Source organism: Pseudomonas sp. D4002, assembly GCF_013385665.1.
Classification (GTDB): Bacteria; Pseudomonadota; Gammaproteobacteria; order Pseudomonadales; family Pseudomonadaceae; genus Aquipseudomonas.
Genome location: NZ_JACAPN010000015.1, coordinates 301,921 through 317,800 on the forward strand (window position 1 = coordinate 301,921; position 15,880 = coordinate 317,800).

Consider the following 15,880-nt stretch of genomic DNA (forward strand, 5'->3'; position numbering starts at 1 on the left):
GGGCACTTAATGCAAAATCAAATCGGCGCACCAAAACAGAAGCTCAGCTTCAGTGATCCAAAAGTGCGTGCGTGGCTATTCCAGATCATCACGATTGTGGCGGTGGTCTCGTTGGGCTGGTACCTGTTCAACAACACGCAAACCAACCTTCAACACCGGGGCATTACCTCGGGTTTCGACTTTCTTGAGCGCAGTGCCGGCTTCGGCATCGCTCAGCACCTGATCGACTACACCGAATCGGACAGCTATGCCCGGGTCTTTGTGATCGGTCTGCTCAACACCCTGCTGGTGACGGTGATCGGTGTGGTCCTGGCGACCATCCTCGGGTTCATCATCGGTGTGGCGCGCTTGTCGCCCAACTGGATGATCAACAAGCTGGCCACGGTGTATGTGGAAGTGTTCCGCAACATTCCGCCGCTGCTGCAAATCCTGTTCTGGTACTTCGCGGTATTCCTGACGATGCCGGGGCCGCGCAACAGCCACAACTTCGGCGACACGTTCTTTGTCAGCAGCCGTGGCCTGAACATGCCCGCCGCGTTGATGGCGGAGGGTTTCTGGCCGTTTGTGATCAGCGTCGTGGTGGCAATCATCGCCATTGTGCTGATGGCCCGTTGGGCAAATAAACGCTTTGAAGCCACCGGTGTTCCGTTCCACAAGTTCTGGGCCGGCCTGGCGCTGTTGGTGGTGATCCCTGCGCTGTGCGCTTTGGTGTTCGGCGCGCCGCTGCACTGGGAAATGCCCAAGCTGCAAGGCTTCAACTTCGTCGGCGGCTGGGTACTGATTCCCGAGTTGCTGGCGCTGACCCTGGCCCTGACCGTGTATACCGCGGCGTTTATCGCCGAGATCGTGCGTTCAGGCATCAAGTCCGTCAGCCACGGCCAGACCGAAGCGGCGCGTTCCCTCGGGCTGCGCAACGGTCCGACCCTGCGCAAGGTGATCATCCCGCAAGCCCTGCGCGTGATCATTCCGCCGCTGACCAGCCAATACCTGAACCTGGCGAAAAACTCGTCACTGGCCGCCGGTATCGGTTACCCGGAAATGGTTTCGCTGTTTGCCGGCACGGTGCTCAACCAGACCGGCCAGGCCATCGAGGTTATTGCCATCACCATGAGCGTGTACCTGGCGATCAGCATCAGCATTTCCCTGCTGATGAACTGGTACAACAAGCGCATTGCGCTGATCGAGCGGTGAGGAAACCTGCATGAGTACGCATACTTTCAAACCTGATATGCCGCCACCGAACAAAGTGTTCGGGCCGATGGCATGGATGCGCGCCAACCTGTTTTCCAGCTGGCTCAACACCCTGCTGACATTGCTGGCGTTCTACCTGATCTACCTGGTCGTGCCGCCGATCCTGCACTGGGCGATCCTCGATGCAAACTGGGTCGGTACCACCCGCGCCGACTGCACCAAGGAGGGCGCCTGCTGGGTGTTTATCCAACAGCGCTTCGGGCAGTTCATGTACGGCTACTACCCCGGCGACCTGCGCTGGCGCGTCGACCTGACCGTGTGGCTGGCCATCGTGGGTGTGGCGCCGTTGTTCATCTCGCGCTTCACGCGCAAGGCGGTCTACGGCCTGAGCTTTTTGGTGGTGTACCCGATCGTTGCCTACTTCCTGCTGCACGGCGGGATCTTCGGCATGACCAACGTGGCCACCAGCCAGTGGGGCGGCTTGATGCTGACCCTGGTGATCGCCACCGTCGGCATTGCCGGGGCCTTGCCGCTGGGCATCGTGCTGGCGTTGGGTCGGCGTTCGAACATGCCGGCGATTCGTGTGGTCTGCGTGACCTTCATCGAGTTCTGGCGCGGCGTGCCGTTGATCACGGTGCTGTTCATGTCGTCGGTAATGTTGCCGCTGTTCCTGCCGGAAGGCATGGGCATCGACAAATTGCTGCGGGCCTTGATCGGCGTGATCCTGTTCCAGTCGGCCTATGTAGCCGAAGTGGTGCGCGGTGGCTTGCAGGCGATTCCCAAGGGCCAATACGAGGCTGCGGCCGCGATGGGCCTGGGTTACTGGCGCAGCATGGGCCTGGTGATTTTGCCCCAGGCACTGAAGATGGTGATCCCGGGCATCGTCAACACGTTTATCGCGTTGTTCAAGGACACTAGCCTGGTGATCATCATCGGCCTGTTCGACCTGCTCAACAGCGTCAAGCAAGCCGCCGCCGACCCGAAATGGTTGGGCATGGCCACTGAAGGCTACGTGTTCGCCGCCCTGGTGTTCTGGATTTTCTGTTTTGGTATGTCCCGCTATTCCATTCATTTGGAACACAAGCTGGACACAGGCCACAAGCGTTAGGAGTTTTGTGATGAGTGAAGCGATCAAACAGCCTGTGAGCCCTGAAGGCATTATTCAGATGCAGGGCGTCAACAAGTGGTACGGCCAGTTCCACGTGTTGAAAGACATCAACCTGAACGTCAAGCAGGGCGAACGTATCGTGCTGTGCGGGCCGTCGGGTTCCGGCAAGTCCACCACCATCCGCTGCCTCAACCGCCTGGAAGAGCACCAGCAGGGCCGCATCGTGGTCGATGGCGTGGAACTGACCAACGACCTCAAGCAGATCGAAGCGATCCGCCGCGAAGTCGGCATGGTGTTCCAGCACTTCAACCTGTTCCCGCACCTGACCATCCTGCAGAACTGCACGCTGGCCCCGATGTGGGTACGCAAGATGCCCAAGCGCAAGGCTGAAGAAATTGCCATGCACTACCTTGAGCGCGTGCGTATTCCGGAGCAGGCCCACAAGTTTCCGGGGCAGTTGTCCGGCGGCCAGCAACAGCGCGTGGCGATTGCCCGTGCGCTGTGCATGAAGCCGAAAATCATGCTGTTCGATGAGCCGACCTCGGCGCTCGATCCGGAAATGGTGAAAGAGGTACTGGACACCATGATCGGCCTGGCGGAAGACGGCATGACCATGCTCTGCGTGACCCACGAAATGGGCTTCGCGCGCACCGTGGCCAACCGCGTGATCTTCATGGACAAGGGCGAGATCGTTGAACAGGCGGCGCCGAATGACTTCTTCGACAACCCGCAGAATGATCGGACCAAGTTGTTCTTGAGCCAGATTCTGCATTGATCCATGGGTAATGCTTGAAACAATAAACCCGGCCTGGTGCCGGGTTTATTTTTGCCATCAATCAAGTTGTCGTCAGGGTCTCGTGCTCTTTATGTACCGTATGCACGGAATTGCGAAGATCTGCGCCTTCACTCAGGATTTTTGCTTCGACCAGCAAGTGGGGGTGACGCTCAAGCAAACGCATCAGGACTACCAGGGATTTGGGGGGCAATACCTCACCGCGCTCGTAACGAGATAAGGCGTTGTGGCCGCCACCCGATAGCAGTTGTACCGTTTCTTTTTGTGAAAGGTGCAGTTTGCGGCGTATACGCTTCATCTCGGTGCCGACCATCTGCCTGAAACTGTGAACGATTTCATCGCAGTGGTCTGAATAGCGTTCCGCGTCTTCGGGGTCCAGGATCACCTCTCCACATGCCTGGCACTCCCATCCAGACAGATCGTCTATACGGCGATGCAAACCTTTGACTTCCGATGTTTCGCTACGTCCTGAGAAGTGATGCATTCCGTCATGCCTGCCGCAGCTGAAGCATTGCTCTGTTTTCATGGGTTTTTCTCCTTGAAGGAGATCACCGGAGGTTTACCATCCGTGCGGTAGGTCACCTTGATGTAGATCTCCAGATCATGTGAGTGAATGTGATACACATCTTGCCAAACTCGATGGTCGTCATGAGTGGTCATCGACTTGTACAACATCGTGTTTTTCAACTCGAAAATGACCGCCTGCATTTGTTCGATGCTTAAATCAAGATCCTCGCCGCAACGGCGTGCGCTTTGAGTAAATGCTTGCTTTCCAAGACGCCTGACATCCGCCTTTATCACCGCCAAATCGTAATGAGGTGTGTACTTTTCCATAAGACACCTGAGTCCAATAATTACCCTCTGAGGGTAATTTTACCAATCGAAAATACTGCTCCTTTGCCTGCCCAAGAACCCTAGTGCGTTGCCTTTGTAGGCAACTCCGAATAGGCTGTGGGAAAATTCATCCTATGATTGGATGAAAGGACGAAACCCATGACAGACATCGCCCCCCTGATCAAACGCTCCCTCGTCGATCAAGCCCTCGAACAGTTGCGCCAGCGCATCACCCAAGGCGTATGGGCCATCGGCGAACGCCTGCCCACCGAGCCCGAGTTGTCTGCCGAGTTGGGGATCAGCCGCAACACCGTGCGTGAAGCCATGCGCGTATTGGCATTCTCCGGGTTGATCGAGATCCGCCAGGGCGACGGCAGCTATTTGCGCTCCATGACCGACCCGCTGGGCGCGATGAAAGCCTTGTCCCACTGCACCCTGGCTCAGGCGCAGGAGACGCGGCAGATTCTTGAAGTCGAGGCAGTCGGCTTGGCCGCGTTGCGCCGCACCGATGAAGACCTGGTCGCTTTGCGCGCGGCCCTCAACGCCAGCGGCGACCATTACCACGGTGATCTTGAGCACTACATCAGCTGCGACCTGGTGTTCCACAAACGCCTGGTGGACGCGGCCCACAACCCGGCCTTGAGCGAGCTGTATCAGTACTTCTCGAGCATCGTCGGCGCGCAACTGCGCCAGACCCTGAACATCCAGCCGCGTCGGCAAGCGGTATTCGACCTGCACGGCGCCTTGCTCGATGCCGTGGAGCAACAGGACCCGGAACGCGCCAAGGCCCTGTCCCGGCAGTTGATCAATGAACCTTGAACCCGAGACCACTATGCCCCGTTCAGAAAGTGCCCTTGATGAACTGCTGATCGACGCCGAAGCCGATGACGAGGAGGTCCAGCACAGCCCGCCGGTGGTAAGCCGTCCGTGGTTGTTGCTGTTGGGCCTGATCCTGGTGGCGCTGAACCTGCGCCCGGCGTTGTCGAGCATGGCGCCTCTGCTCGCTGAGGTCTCCCACAGCCTGGGTCTCTCGGCGGCCAAGGCCGGGTTGCTGACGACGCTGCCCGTCTTGTGCCTGGGCCTGTTCGCGCCACTGGCTCCGATCCTGGCCCGACGTTTTGGCGCCGAGCGGGTGGTGCTGGGCATTCTGCTGACCCTGGCCGGCGGCATCATCCTGCGCAGCTCATTGGGTGAGGCCGGGCTGTTCGCCGGCAGCCTGCTGGCGGGCGCGAGTATCGGCATCATCGGGGTGCTGTTGCCCGGCATCGTCAAACGCGATTTCGCCAAACAGGCCGGCACTATGACGGGCGTGTACACCATGGCCCTGTGCCTGGGTGCAGCGCTGGCGGCGGGATCCACGGTCCCCCTGAGTCATTACTTCGGCGACAGCTGGAACATCGGCCTGGGGTTCTGGATTCTCCCGGCGTTGGTCGCGGCGTTGTTCTGGTTGCCACAGGTCGGCCAGAAACACGGCGCGCACCAGGTGGCCTATCGCGTGAAGGGCTTGTTGCGTGATCCGCTGGCCTGGCAGGTGACCCTGTACATGGGCCTGCAATCCTCCCTGGCGTACATTGTGTTTGGCTGGCTGCCGTCGATCCTGATCGGCCGTGGCCTGAGCGCCACCCAGGCGGGCCTGGTGCTTTCCGGTTCGGTGATTGTGCAACTGGCCAGTTCCCTGGCTGCGCCCTGGCTGGCCACCCGCGGCAATGACCAGCGCCTGGCCATCGTGGTGGTGATGGTGCTGACCCTGGGCGGCCTGTTCGGTTGCCTGTATGCACCGCTGGACGGTTTGTGGGGCTGGGCGATATTGCTGGGCCTGGGCCAGGGTGGCACTTTCAGCCTGGCGCTGACCTTGATCGTGCTGCGTTCACGGGACGCCCATGTAGCCGCCAACCTGTCGAGCATGGCCCAGGGCATCGGCTACACCCTGGCGTCCATGGGGCCGTTCGCGGTCGGGCTAGTGCATGACTGGACCGGTGGCTGGAACGCCACCGGCTGGATTTTCGCGGTGATCGGCCTGGGCGCGATCATCGCGGGACTGGGCGCCGGGCGTGCGCGGTATGTCGCTGTGACCAGCGAAAAGGTCTAGAGGTACAGCACTTCCATGGTGCTGGAACCATCAATATGCACGTCGCTGCTGAGGTCGAGATTGTTCTTGGCAGCGATCACCGTATCGACCCTGACCAGGCTGCTCAGCGTCTGGAAGGCCGTCGGCCCGCTGGTGCTGCCGACGGTGTCGGTAAAGCCGAGAAAGCTGCGCGAACCGATGTCGATCGGGTTGCTGTTGGCGGTGCGCCAGGCGATCCCGCCGCTGGTGGACTCGGTGCCGTAAACCTCAGGCAGGCTGTCGATCACCGTCTGCTTGGGGTCGAAGGTCAGGGAGTACAGCCCGATCTTGTTGCCGCTCGGGTCCAGTCCCAGCCCGTAGTAGATTTCGCTGTTGACGTTGGCGGTGCCGTCGCGGTTGTCGCTCATGCGCAGGGCGTAGCGAGTCGCTGCCTCGCAGTTGATGGTCACGCTCAGGTAGCGCACCGGCAGGCGTTTGCCGCGATCAATGTTCAACTCCTGTTGGGAAATCTTGCCGTAGTCGATCAGCCCGCTGCTCGACAGCGCCGGTGTACAGGCACTGGGAGTGAGCAAGCCGGTGACGCCGAGTTCGACACTGGAGGCTGCCGTGGCACCGCTGCTGAGGGTCAGCAGGGCAAGTGTTGCGAGAGAACGCTGGCGTAGGTGCATGACCATACTCCTTGATCAGAGGTAGATGATTTCAATCGTGCCGGAACCGTCGAGCAGTACTTCCGTACGCAGGTCCAGGCTGTTCATGGGGGACAGGACGGCGCGCACGCTGATCTGCCCACTCAGGTTCTGGATCGCGGTGGGGCCGGCATTGCTGCCGGGTAGAGCGGTAAAGCCGAGCAAACTGCTGCTGCCGATGGGAATGGGGTAGGCGCTGGAGCTGCTCCAGGCCACGCCACCGGTGGTGGAGTCGGTGCGATATACCTGGGGCAGGGCATCGGCGCGCAGGTCGAAGGGGTCGAAATAGAGGAAGTACCGGCCGATTTTATTACGGCTGTCGTCCACTCCCAGGCCGTAGGCGGTTTCGTCGATGCCGCCGGTGGCCGAGCCTTTGCGGTTGTCATGCATGCGCAAGGCGAAATGAGTCGGGCCGTCGCAGCCGATACTCAGCAGTAGGCTGCGGGAGACCAGCCCGGTTTCCTTGTCGGTGTTAAGGCTCCTGGACCACATACGGCCAAAGTCGATGATGCCGCCGTTGGACAGCGTGGTCTCGCAGGCCGCCGGAGCGAAGCCGGCTTGCAGCGACAACTCCCGTGCGCGGCCGCTGGCGACGGCGTCGATCAAGCCGCTGGCTTCCCAGGTCACCGCGTCGCGCACTTGCAGGGCGTCGGCCTGCGCCCAGGCATTGACCAGCAATTGCGCCGAGAAGCTGCTGCCGGTGGTCGGCGCACCGTCGCGCAACGGTACGATGGCCTGGTCGGGCCGCCAGTCGAGTGTCCTGCCCCTGGCACTGGGCGCCTGGCCTTGCCCGCTGGTCAACCCCAGTTCAACAGCCTGGCCGTCGAGTACCGCATCGCTGATGTGCACGCGGTAACTGCCACGCTCGGTAAAGCGGTAGCGCTCGGCGGTCGCGGCCAGGGCCCGGTAGAACACGTGCATATCGGTGGGCGTCGGGCAGTTCAGGTTGAGGCTCAGGCGGCGTTCTCCCAGCAGGATTTCTGCGCCGGGGTTGCGCTGCACGGCGCGGTTCATCACGCCGAAATCCAGGCGCGACTGGCTTAGGGTCAGTTGGCATTCGTCGGCGTGCGCCCGGCTCTGGACGATGGCGCCCAGGGTCAATCCCAGCAGTAACAATCGCTTCATCACAGTCTTCCTCATGGCGTCACACAGCGGGCCGGGGCGGCTTCGAAATACACCTGCGGGTCGGCTTTTTCCGCGAGTTCAACCTGCAGTTCACAGCGGCTCATGCCCGGTGCCTTGACCCACAGGGGGCGTGGGTCCAGTACGTTCGGCAGGAACACCTGGCTGCCTTCCTGCACCAGGGTCACGAACTCGCCATCGGCGGTACTCACCGTGGCGCCACGGGGCAGTGGCGTACCGTGGTCGGTTGCCACCGTGAGCAAGGCGCGACGGGTCAGCGCCACGCCGAACTCCACGCGATCCACCGCGCCGCGCCCGGCGCTGATGACGGCCAGGCCGTTGCTGATATCGGCATTGCGCGGCAGCGACTGGGTTTGCACTTCCACGGGGCTGCGCCCGTAGGCGGACACCTGCGGTACCACGGCCTGGCCCTGGAAGTCGGTCCACACCGGGCCGCTGGGCGTGGTGAGCTTGACCCCGGCCATATCGCCGACAGACACCAGCGCAAAGGTGTCGCGCACCGGATAAGGCGAGAAGGTCACGCCACCGCTGTGGGCCACCACCGCACCGCGCACACCGCCCTGGTAGCTGGAGCGCTCGGCGTCAGAGCGGCTGTAGTTCATGTCCAGTTGTGCATAGCGCGGCAGATAGGACACGCCGAGGGTGGATTCCACTTGTTGGTCGCGGCTGTCGTGCTCGGCACTGACCCGGTAACTGAGTTGATCGTTGACCTGCTCGTTCACCCCCAGGCCGATGCGATGCTCGCCACCGGAGTTGCGCACCCAGGAGCGCCCACGCCGGTTCTCACCCAGTGGCACGCTCAGGTTCAGGTACACCGCGTTCTCGTTATTCTGCCGGCCGCTGACCTGCCACTCGGCACTGGCCGACAGCGACACACCGCGCACGCTGGTGCCCCACGAGGCCAGGGCGCGGCTGCTGTTTTCGCCGTTGAACGTGGTGGTGCGCGACAGGCCGGCATTGAAGGCGCCCAGCCATGGATGGGCCCAGCCCAGGGCCAGGCTCTGCTGGTCGCGATAGCGGGTGAGGCGACCTTCGTCGTCCCGTGAGTCGTAGTAGGCGGCGTCTTCCAGCTCCCGGTAGCCCATGGTGCGGTGGGAGGCGCCGGCGGTGATCGACCATTGCCGGCCCAGGCGCTGGGACAGGCTCAGGTCGGTCTGTACGCCGCGTTCACCCAGGCGTTGGGCATCGGCAATCTGGGTCGACAGTTGTACCTGGCCGTCTGGCCACGGCAACAGGCCGAGGCTGGCACCTGTGGCGCGGTAGTCTTCGGCAGCCAGTGCGCCGGCTCCCAGGCTCAGGCGCGGGTTCAAGGCGCCGCTCCAGCCGCCACTGATCACCCACGGATCGTCGCCGCGCGTATCGCCGATATTGCGCACCCGGCCCGCCCCCAACGAGTAACCCGGCGCTGGCAGGCCGATGCCGAGCATCGCCGCCGGCACGCTGAAGCGCCGCTCTTCGCCGGTGCTTTCCTTGACCGTCACTTCAACGTCGGAGCGTGTGTTCAGGCGCCTCACGTCGGTCAGCGAGAACGGCCCGGCCGGCACCACGGTGGAGTGAATCAGCGCGCCGTTCTGGCGTACCTCGACCTGGGCCGGGCTGTTGGCGATGCCGCTGATGGTCGAGCCCTGTTCCTGGTCCTGCAGGGCCTGTTCGGTAAACAGCTGCATGCCGGTGATCTGCGCGGACGACAGCACCGGGTTGTAGAGGTTGATCTGCCCGGCCTGCAACACCGCCTGCTGCTCGGCGAAGGTGCGCTGGGCATAGGCTTCCAGGTGAGTGCTGCGAGACCTGGAATCCTGCCAGGTCTGCACCTGGCGGCTGCGCACGATCCAGTCGCCCGCGTTGAACCCCACTTCGGTATTGGCCGAGCCGAAGCGGTTGGTGTCGTCGCCATAACGGTTGTACAAACCGGTGAGGTCGTAGTTGAGCAAGCCGGCGAACCCTCCGGTTTCATAACCGGACAGCTCACGTTGGCGCGGGCGCAGGGCATCGGTGGGCACCATCAGGCTCACGCTCAGGCTGGCGGGGTCTTGCTCCACCACGGTTTGCGGGTATTCGCCGAGGAAGTCATGGCAGTGGCTGTCGGCCAGCGGGGCCGGTATCACCAGGTCGGCGGCGTCGAGCAGCGGGCGGTCGAAGCACAGCGCGCCCTGGCTGTCGAACTGCACATCGAGGCGGCCACGGCGCTGGCCGTTCACCGTCAGGCTCACGGCATGGCGGCCGCTGGTGTAGCGCGGTGCGTCCAGCAACAGGTAGGCCAGCTCCGGGTCGATACCGCGCTGGTGCAGGGTTTGCGCGTCGAAGGCGTCGGCCCAGGCATCGGCCGACAGCAACGCCATGGTCAGTGGCAGCGCGGCCCGCATCCGGGCGGGGCGTAAAGGACAGTCGGGCACGGCTTCGCCAGCCGGGTCAGTGGTTACTGTGTTCACGTAAAGGCACTCAGGTTATGGAAGCCGGCAACGGTTGGCGGGCTTCCCGGTGACAGTCACAGGGCTGTCACTTCGTTATTCAGCGTTTGCGGCGGTTATCGGTGCTTCATAGGCGGCGACGGCAAAGCCGTACACGGTGGCCGGTTGCAGGCGTACGGCCGTGGCGGTGTGGGGCGTGCTGAGCCGCAGGGTTTCGCCGGGCAACACATAAGTGCGCGGCAGCACCAGGCTCTGCTTGCCGGGCAGCAATTGCAGCTCCTGGGCCAGGCGCACCACGTAAGGCGTGGGGTTGGCGACGTTCAGGTGACCGGCGTTCAACGACCAGGTCAGCCCGGTCCAGGGTGTGCGGTTCGGCGCCAGGCCCTTGGGATGAATGATCACCGGCAGGTTCTGGCGCACGGTCACGCCCACCCGCGCATGGCCAGCCTGGGCGGCGTCACGGTCCTTGGGCATGCCTTCGAAGATCACCCGCTTCAGGCGTTGGGTTTTCAGGGGCGTGGGGTTGCGCAGGATAAAGCGCACCAGCTGGCTTTTGTCGGCCTCGACCCGGGACAGGGGCGGGGTGACGAACAGCAGCGATTCGGTGTCTTCCGGAATGTCTTCCAGGGTGACGTGCAGCAGGGCCAGTTTGCCGTCGGTGTTGGTCACCGACACCGAAGCTTCGCCGTCGGCCTCGTTGACGATCACCACCGAGGTGTCGGGCACCATGCCGTCGGCAAACGCCTGGGTGCTCAGCAGCCAGCCCAGGGCCAGCAAGGTTGGATAGGTCTTCATGACGCAGTTCCTAAAATGATCACAGGGCTTAGAGGTAACGCAAATCCAGGACCAGTGAGCCATCGAGGGGAACGTCTTGCCTGAGGGTCAGACGGTTCGCCGGGTGGATGGTGGTCTGTGCGCGGATCCGGGTGGTCAGGGTGACGATGGGTTCCGGAAACGGTCGGCCGGGACGGGCAAAGCCCATCAGGGTCTTGGGGTGGATGGCTGGTTGGGGAGCCCAGAGGCCGCCTTCGGGGTTTGACACAAGTGACTGCATGGCCTGGCCGTCTCCTTGCGCCGCTTCGAACGCCAGGTCGACGTAACCCAACTGCTCCGCGGGCGCGTTGGGGTTTCTCCCCAGGCCGTAGGTAGTGTCCGGTGCGGCGGACGAATCTTCGCGGCTGTCCAGGCCAATCAGGCCAAACAACAAGGGGCCGCTGCAGTGGATCTCTACCTCCAGCCATTGGGTGGGCAGCGGAGTGGGAGCCGCCTGGTTGAGGAGATGGGCAGGGATGGTGCCGTGGTCGATGATGCCGCTGCCGGAGAGCGCGATGGTGCAGGAACTGGGGGTGACCAGGCCCGACAGGGTCATCTCGGTGGCGGTGCTGGCAAACACGCTAGAGCCGGTGTTGAGCAATAACAGCGCCGTGCACAGGCGTAGGGTTCTGTTCATCATTCGGTCTTCAATGTGTTCGGTGCAAGTAAGGCGCCTCGCCGCGAACGACGAGGCCGCGGGTTTACAGGTACTTCACTTCCAGCGTGGCCGAGCCGTCGATCGGGTGTTCATCGCTCAGGTCCAGGCTGTCGGCCCGGGCGATCTGCGCGTACACCACCAGGTCGCTGACGACTTGCTGGATCGGCACCGGCAGCCAGGTGCCCGAGGTTCTATCGCCGAAAGCCGCCAATGCGCTGGGTGGCAGGATCGCGTCCGCCGACTCTGCCCAGGTCGTGCCGTTATCCCCGGATTCCAGCACCGTGACGGCGACAGAGTCTGCGACTGCGTTATTCAGCATCAGGTCGTAGGCCCCCAGCTTCTGCGTACCGTTGATCAACCCCAGGCCGTAGGTGCCGCCGCTGGAGTTGGACCCGGCGCGGTTGTCGGTGCCCTTGACGGCAAAGAGGGTGCCGCCGTCGCAGGTGATGGTCAGTTGCAAGGTGGTGCGTGGCAGTTGTTTGGGGGTCGTGAGGTTCAGGTCTTTGGCGGAGATCTTGCCGTAGTCCACCATCCCTCCGCCGGACAGGCCAGGTGTGCAGGCGTTGGGGGTAATCACCCCTTTGACAGTCAGGTCGACGGTGGACGCCGCCAGGGCAGAGGCGCTGGTGCTGAGCAGCAGCGCGGTGGCCAGGGCATTGAGCGTAAGTTTCATGGGGCACACGTTTCCTTTCGAGTGGGGCCGGTTGAATAAAGGGTTACAGGTACTTCAGTTGCACGGTGGCATGGCCGTCCAGCGGCACTTCGTCGAGCACGGTCAGGCGGTCGGTGCCGTCGACCATCGTGTACACGCGCAGGTCGGCACTGAATTGCCGTATCGCAATCGGGGTGTTCGCACCGCCGTTGGTGGCGACCGAGGTCTGGGTGTAGTGGCCCAGGTAAATCGACGGGAGCCAGGTCACCCCGCCATCGGTCGAGTTGATCGTCTTGACCGTGACGCCGTCCGCGACCGGGTTGAGCAGGCCGAATGCGGTGGCGCCAAGTTTTTCGCCACTGTCCGTCAGCCCCAGGCCATGCCAGTAGTCGTTAATTGCCGAAGTGCCGGCGCGGTTATCGATCGTGCTCAGCGCGATGAACGTTGGCGCTTCACACAGGACTTCCATTTGCATGGTCTCTGGCAGCAGTGAGGTAGGGCTGTCGGTGTTGAGTTCCTTGGCCGGCATTTTTCCGTAATCCACCACGCCTCCGCCGGAGAGCATGGGTTCACAGGCATTGGGTGTGATGGTGCCCGTGACGGCGAAGTCGGTACTGCTGGCGGCCAGTACGGTGGGGGCCAGCAGCAACGTGGCGAGGAAGACAGCGGGTGAGGAATTCATCATCGAGCAGCACCTTTTTGGTTGCAGGTCAGGGGCGAAGGTGGGTTACAGGTAGAGCACTTCAATGGTGGCCGAGCCGTCGATATTGACTTCGTTGCTCAGGTCCAGGCCGTCGGTGCGGTTGATGTAGCCGCTGTAGGCCACGGGGGTGACCAGTTGCTGGGTGGCACGCGGGGTGCTGGCGTCTGCCAGGGTGGCGACCGAGAGATAGGTGCCGGTTTCAAAGCTGTTCCAACGCTCCCAGGTGACGCCATTGTCGAAAGACCCGATGGCTTGCACGGTTTCGCCGTCGGCCTGGGGCGGGCTACCGGTGGCGCCAAGGGTCAAGCTGTAGGAACCCAGCTTTTGCGTGCCGTTGATAAAGCCCAGCCCGAAGCCGCTGCCGCTGCCGGAGCCAATACGGTTGTCGGTCGCCTTGAGGGCGAAGATCACCGGCGCATCGCAGGTCACGGTCATTTGCAGCGTGACTTTCGGCAACAGGGTGATCTGGGTGGCGTTCAAGTCCTTGGCCGACATCTTGCCGTGGTCGATGACCCCGCCACTGGACAGGCTCGGCGTGCAGGCATTCGGGGTGATGATGCCCTTGACTGTCAGGTCCACGGTGCTGGCGGCGAAGGCGGGGGCGGTGCCAGTGATCAGCAGGGCGCTGGCGACGGCGATCAGATGCTTGTTCATGGTTGTATTGTCTCGGTGTTGGATCAACTGACGGGTGCAGCTCACCGCAGCGCAGAAAGAGGCGCGGTTGGGCGTCGGGTCAGTTCGGATAGTTGGCCGCCAGGTGAGTTGGCGGGTTGCCCTCTTGGGGTGGGGCGCAATTTAGCGCCGGGGGGGAGGAGGGGAAATACAAGAATTACGACAATCCGCTATCCCTCTAGCTCGCCTGCGTCAAGTCGGAATAGGTGGGCGGAGCTGTAGGAAAAACTGTCTTTTCGTAGTTCTTGTATCGCAAGAGTGGTATTCATGTGGATAGCTTGATTCGGTAATGGGTGCCAGGCGGATGGGTTAAGGATCACCGTCAAGCGCACCCTCACTAGACGATATGCCAGGGCCGTCTGATGGCCCTGGCAGGTCGGCGCCGATATCGAGGTGGCCATGATGCCAAGCGTGTTTGCTGACGACGCCCCCAGGCAGCAAACGGTGCCATGGCGCAGTCCTCCTGTTCACTGGAAGCACCTGAGCGTGCTGATCGTCGAGGACCATCAGGCCTATCGCGCCTTGATGGGCTGGTTCCTGCAAAAATTCGAAGTCGATCACGAACTGGTGTGCAACGGGCAGGCCGCGTTGACCGCCATCGCCCTGCGGCATTTCGACCTGGTGATCAGCGATTGCCGCATGCCGGTGCTGGATGGCTATAGCATGGCTCGTGAGATCAGGCGGCGAGAGGCCGTACACAGCCGCCCGCGTGTGCCGATCATTGCCTTGACCGCCAAACTCTCTGCGGACGATGCGCGCCGCTGCCTTGAGGCCGGCATGGATGCCTGGCTGCTCAAACCGCTGACCCTGGAACAATTGCGCGGGGTGCTGGAGCAGTGGCTGCCACAGCCGCCGGGCGCCAGTACGAACCCGCCTGCCACAGCCTGCGCCGGGGTGCACTGGCCGACTCGTGCCGAACTGATCAGGACATTTGGCGATGAACAGGTGGTGAACCAAATGTTGCGCACCCTGGTGCGCGAGGCCGAGGCTGATTACGCAGGCCTGGTACAGGCTTGCCGCATCGTCGACCCGCATGCATTGGTCGACTGCCTGCATCGCCTGGCGGGAAGCCTGGCGTTTTTTGGCGAGACGGAGCTGGATCGCTGTGCGGGGGAGTTGATCGAACAGGTGCGCAAGCACGGGATCCGGTGCAACAGGCGGGCATTGCAGCGGTTCGACCAGGACCTGCTGGTGTATCTGCGCTATTTGACAGTTTTATGACATTTTCAGCGATTCTGTAGGGGGTATTACCTCTGTCTGTGGGCTTAGTTTGTAGGTGGTTTCCTTTTTTGTTGTAGGTAAAAAATCACCCGCTTAAGAACACGGGACGCCATTGAAAACCGCTCCCAGGTGGGCGGTTGTTGCCCGGGACGGACAGGGTTATTTTGCGCAAATCAATTTGCCATCACTCATGGATTTCTATGCTTCGCGTAATTATTGCTGACGATCATCCCATTGTTCGGATCGGACAGAAGGTGGTGATCGAGGCCAACGGCAAGTGCAAGGTGGTCGGTGAGGCCAACGGCCCGGATGAGCTGCTGCGGGTACTGGGCAGCACCCCTTGCGATGTGCTGGTGACGGACTTCGCCATGCCGGGCGGGCAGCAGGCTGACGGCTATGTGTTGTTGGGCTTGTTGCAACGCCAATACCCCGGGGTGCCGGTGATCCTGGTGACGATGTTCGCCAATATCGCCACCCTGCGTGCCTCGTTCGCCGAGGGCGCCCGAGGCATTGTCGCCAAGAGTGCATCGGCCAAGGAGTTGCCCACGGCCATCAAGGAAGTCTGCGAGGGCAAGACCTTCGTCAGCGAGTCCCTGCGGACCCAGTTGGTGCAGGCGGGCACGGGCGATCAATCACAACCGCCGCAACTGTCGGGCAAGGAACGCGAAGTGGTGCGCATGCTGGCCAGCGGCATGACCGTCAGCCAGATTGCCGCGCGGGTCAATCGCAGCATCTCCACCATCAGCAAACAGAAAAGTACCGCGATGAACCGGCTGTGTATCTCCACCGATGTGGATTTGTTCCACTATGCTCGCAGCAGCGGAATGGTGCCCTGAAGGGACGGGATGAGGTATTCCTGGCGTTGATGCCAGTAGTGTTCCCCGGCCTTGGGGATTATCGTACCGGCCATCCCAACTTCTTTTGCGGAAC

General features: G+C 62.2%; 17 protein-coding genes. 7 read left to right on the top strand and 10 right to left on the bottom strand.

Annotation, left to right across the window (positions count from 1 at the left end):
* Positions 1 to 9 precede the first annotated feature (9 nt).
* The 3 genes from HX824_RS09270 to HX824_RS09280 are packed head-to-tail and all read left to right on the top strand — an operon-like array spanning position 10 to position 3,074.
* Entirely contained in the window at positions 10 to 1,191 is a 1,182-nt protein-coding gene (locus HX824_RS09270) for an amino acid ABC transporter permease (RefSeq protein ID WP_003216323.1), read from the top strand.
* Between the two features lie 10 nt (positions 1,192 to 1,201).
* The gene (locus HX824_RS09275) at positions 1,202 to 2,299 is read left to right on the top strand and encodes an amino acid ABC transporter permease (protein WP_003216325.1); all 1,098 of its coding nucleotides are present in this window, start codon (positions 1,202 to 1,204) and stop codon (positions 2,297 to 2,299) included.
* 10 nt (positions 2,300 to 2,309) lie between these two features.
* Positions 2,310 to 3,074 (top strand): amino acid ABC transporter ATP-binding protein, encoded by a 765-nt coding sequence (locus HX824_RS09280; RefSeq protein ID WP_003171943.1) that lies wholly within the window; start codon positions 2,310 to 2,312, stop codon positions 3,072 to 3,074.
* A gap of 61 nt (positions 3,075 to 3,135) precedes the next feature.
* On the opposite strand, the gene HX824_RS09285 is transcribed toward HX824_RS09280, so the two are convergent.
* Both HX824_RS09285 and HX824_RS09290 read right to left on the bottom strand, forming a co-directional pair.
* Positions 3,136 to 3,618, bottom strand: a complete 483-nt coding sequence (locus HX824_RS09285; protein ID WP_003216327.1) for a type II toxin-antitoxin system MqsA family antitoxin — start codon at positions 3,616 to 3,618, stop codon at positions 3,136 to 3,138.
* Complete coding sequence (locus tag HX824_RS09290) at positions 3,615 to 3,926, bottom strand: type II toxin-antitoxin system MqsR family toxin (RefSeq protein WP_003216329.1); 312 nt, start codon at positions 3,924 to 3,926, stop codon at positions 3,615 to 3,617. The genes HX824_RS09285 and HX824_RS09290 overlap by 4 nt, the downstream gene beginning before the upstream one ends.
* A 159-nt stretch (positions 3,927 to 4,085) precedes the next feature.
* Between HX824_RS09290 and HX824_RS09295 the strand changes: the two genes are divergently transcribed.
* Both HX824_RS09295 and HX824_RS09300 read left to right on the top strand, forming a co-directional pair.
* Positions 4,086 to 4,745, top strand: coding sequence for a FadR/GntR family transcriptional regulator (locus HX824_RS09295; RefSeq protein ID WP_003216331.1), 660 nt, complete (start codon positions 4,086 to 4,088; stop codon positions 4,743 to 4,745).
* Positions 4,735 to 6,015: a CynX/NimT family MFS transporter gene (locus HX824_RS09300; RefSeq protein WP_177054454.1), complete on the top strand. Its 1,281-nt coding sequence runs from the start codon at positions 4,735 to 4,737 to the stop codon at positions 6,013 to 6,015. The genes HX824_RS09295 and HX824_RS09300 overlap by 11 nt, the downstream gene beginning before the upstream one ends.
* On the opposite strand, the gene HX824_RS09305 is transcribed toward HX824_RS09300, so the two are convergent.
* From HX824_RS09305 to HX824_RS09340, 8 genes are all read right to left on the bottom strand, one after another.
* The gene (locus tag HX824_RS09305) at positions 6,012 to 6,662 is read right to left on the bottom strand and encodes a DUF1120 domain-containing protein (RefSeq protein ID WP_177054455.1); all 651 of its coding nucleotides are present in this window, start codon (positions 6,660 to 6,662) and stop codon (positions 6,012 to 6,014) included. The two genes, HX824_RS09300 and HX824_RS09305, sit on opposite strands and share 4 nt — an antisense overlap.
* Before the next feature lie 15 nt (positions 6,663 to 6,677).
* Positions 6,678 to 7,805 carry a DUF1120 domain-containing protein gene (locus HX824_RS09310; RefSeq protein ID WP_177054456.1) on the bottom strand — a complete coding sequence of 376 codons (1,128 nt, stop codon included), beginning with the start codon at positions 7,803 to 7,805 and terminating at the stop codon, positions 6,678 to 6,680.
* Positions 7,806 to 7,816: 11 nt separating this feature from the next.
* Positions 7,817 to 10,186, bottom strand: a complete 2,370-nt coding sequence (locus HX824_RS09315; RefSeq protein WP_177054473.1) for a fimbria/pilus outer membrane usher protein — start codon at positions 10,184 to 10,186, stop codon at positions 7,817 to 7,819.
* Positions 10,187 to 10,327: 141 nt separating this feature from the next.
* Positions 10,328 to 11,026 (bottom strand): fimbria/pilus chaperone family protein, encoded by a 699-nt coding sequence (locus HX824_RS09320; protein ID WP_008435638.1) that lies wholly within the window; start codon positions 11,024 to 11,026, stop codon positions 10,328 to 10,330.
* Between the two features lie 28 nt (positions 11,027 to 11,054).
* Positions 11,055 to 11,681: a DUF1120 domain-containing protein gene (locus tag HX824_RS09325; RefSeq protein ID WP_256346952.1), complete on the bottom strand. Its 627-nt coding sequence runs from the start codon at positions 11,679 to 11,681 to the stop codon at positions 11,055 to 11,057.
* Positions 11,682 to 11,745: 64 nt separating this feature from the next.
* Positions 11,746 to 12,375, bottom strand: coding sequence for a DUF1120 domain-containing protein (locus tag HX824_RS09330; RefSeq protein WP_008435636.1), 630 nt, complete (start codon positions 12,373 to 12,375; stop codon positions 11,746 to 11,748).
* A 43-nt stretch (positions 12,376 to 12,418) separates the two neighbouring features.
* Positions 12,419 to 13,036, bottom strand: a complete 618-nt coding sequence (locus tag HX824_RS09335; RefSeq protein WP_032899438.1) for a DUF1120 domain-containing protein — start codon at positions 13,034 to 13,036, stop codon at positions 12,419 to 12,421.
* Positions 13,037 to 13,081: 45 nt separating this feature from the next.
* Positions 13,082 to 13,711: a DUF1120 domain-containing protein gene (locus HX824_RS09340; protein WP_008435634.1), complete on the bottom strand. Its 630-nt coding sequence runs from the start codon at positions 13,709 to 13,711 to the stop codon at positions 13,082 to 13,084.
* A 504-nt stretch (positions 13,712 to 14,215) separates the two neighbouring features.
* Between HX824_RS09340 and HX824_RS09345 the strand changes: the two genes are divergently transcribed.
* Together HX824_RS09345 and HX824_RS09350 are read left to right on the top strand one after the other, a co-directional pair.
* Positions 14,216 to 14,950, top strand: a complete 735-nt coding sequence (locus HX824_RS09345) for a response regulator (protein WP_177054474.1) — start codon at positions 14,216 to 14,218, stop codon at positions 14,948 to 14,950.
* 200 nt (positions 14,951 to 15,150) lie between these two features.
* Positions 15,151 to 15,786: a response regulator transcription factor gene (locus HX824_RS09350; RefSeq protein ID WP_003216351.1), complete on the top strand. Its 636-nt coding sequence runs from the start codon at positions 15,151 to 15,153 to the stop codon at positions 15,784 to 15,786.
* Positions 15,787 to 15,880 lie beyond the last annotated feature (94 nt).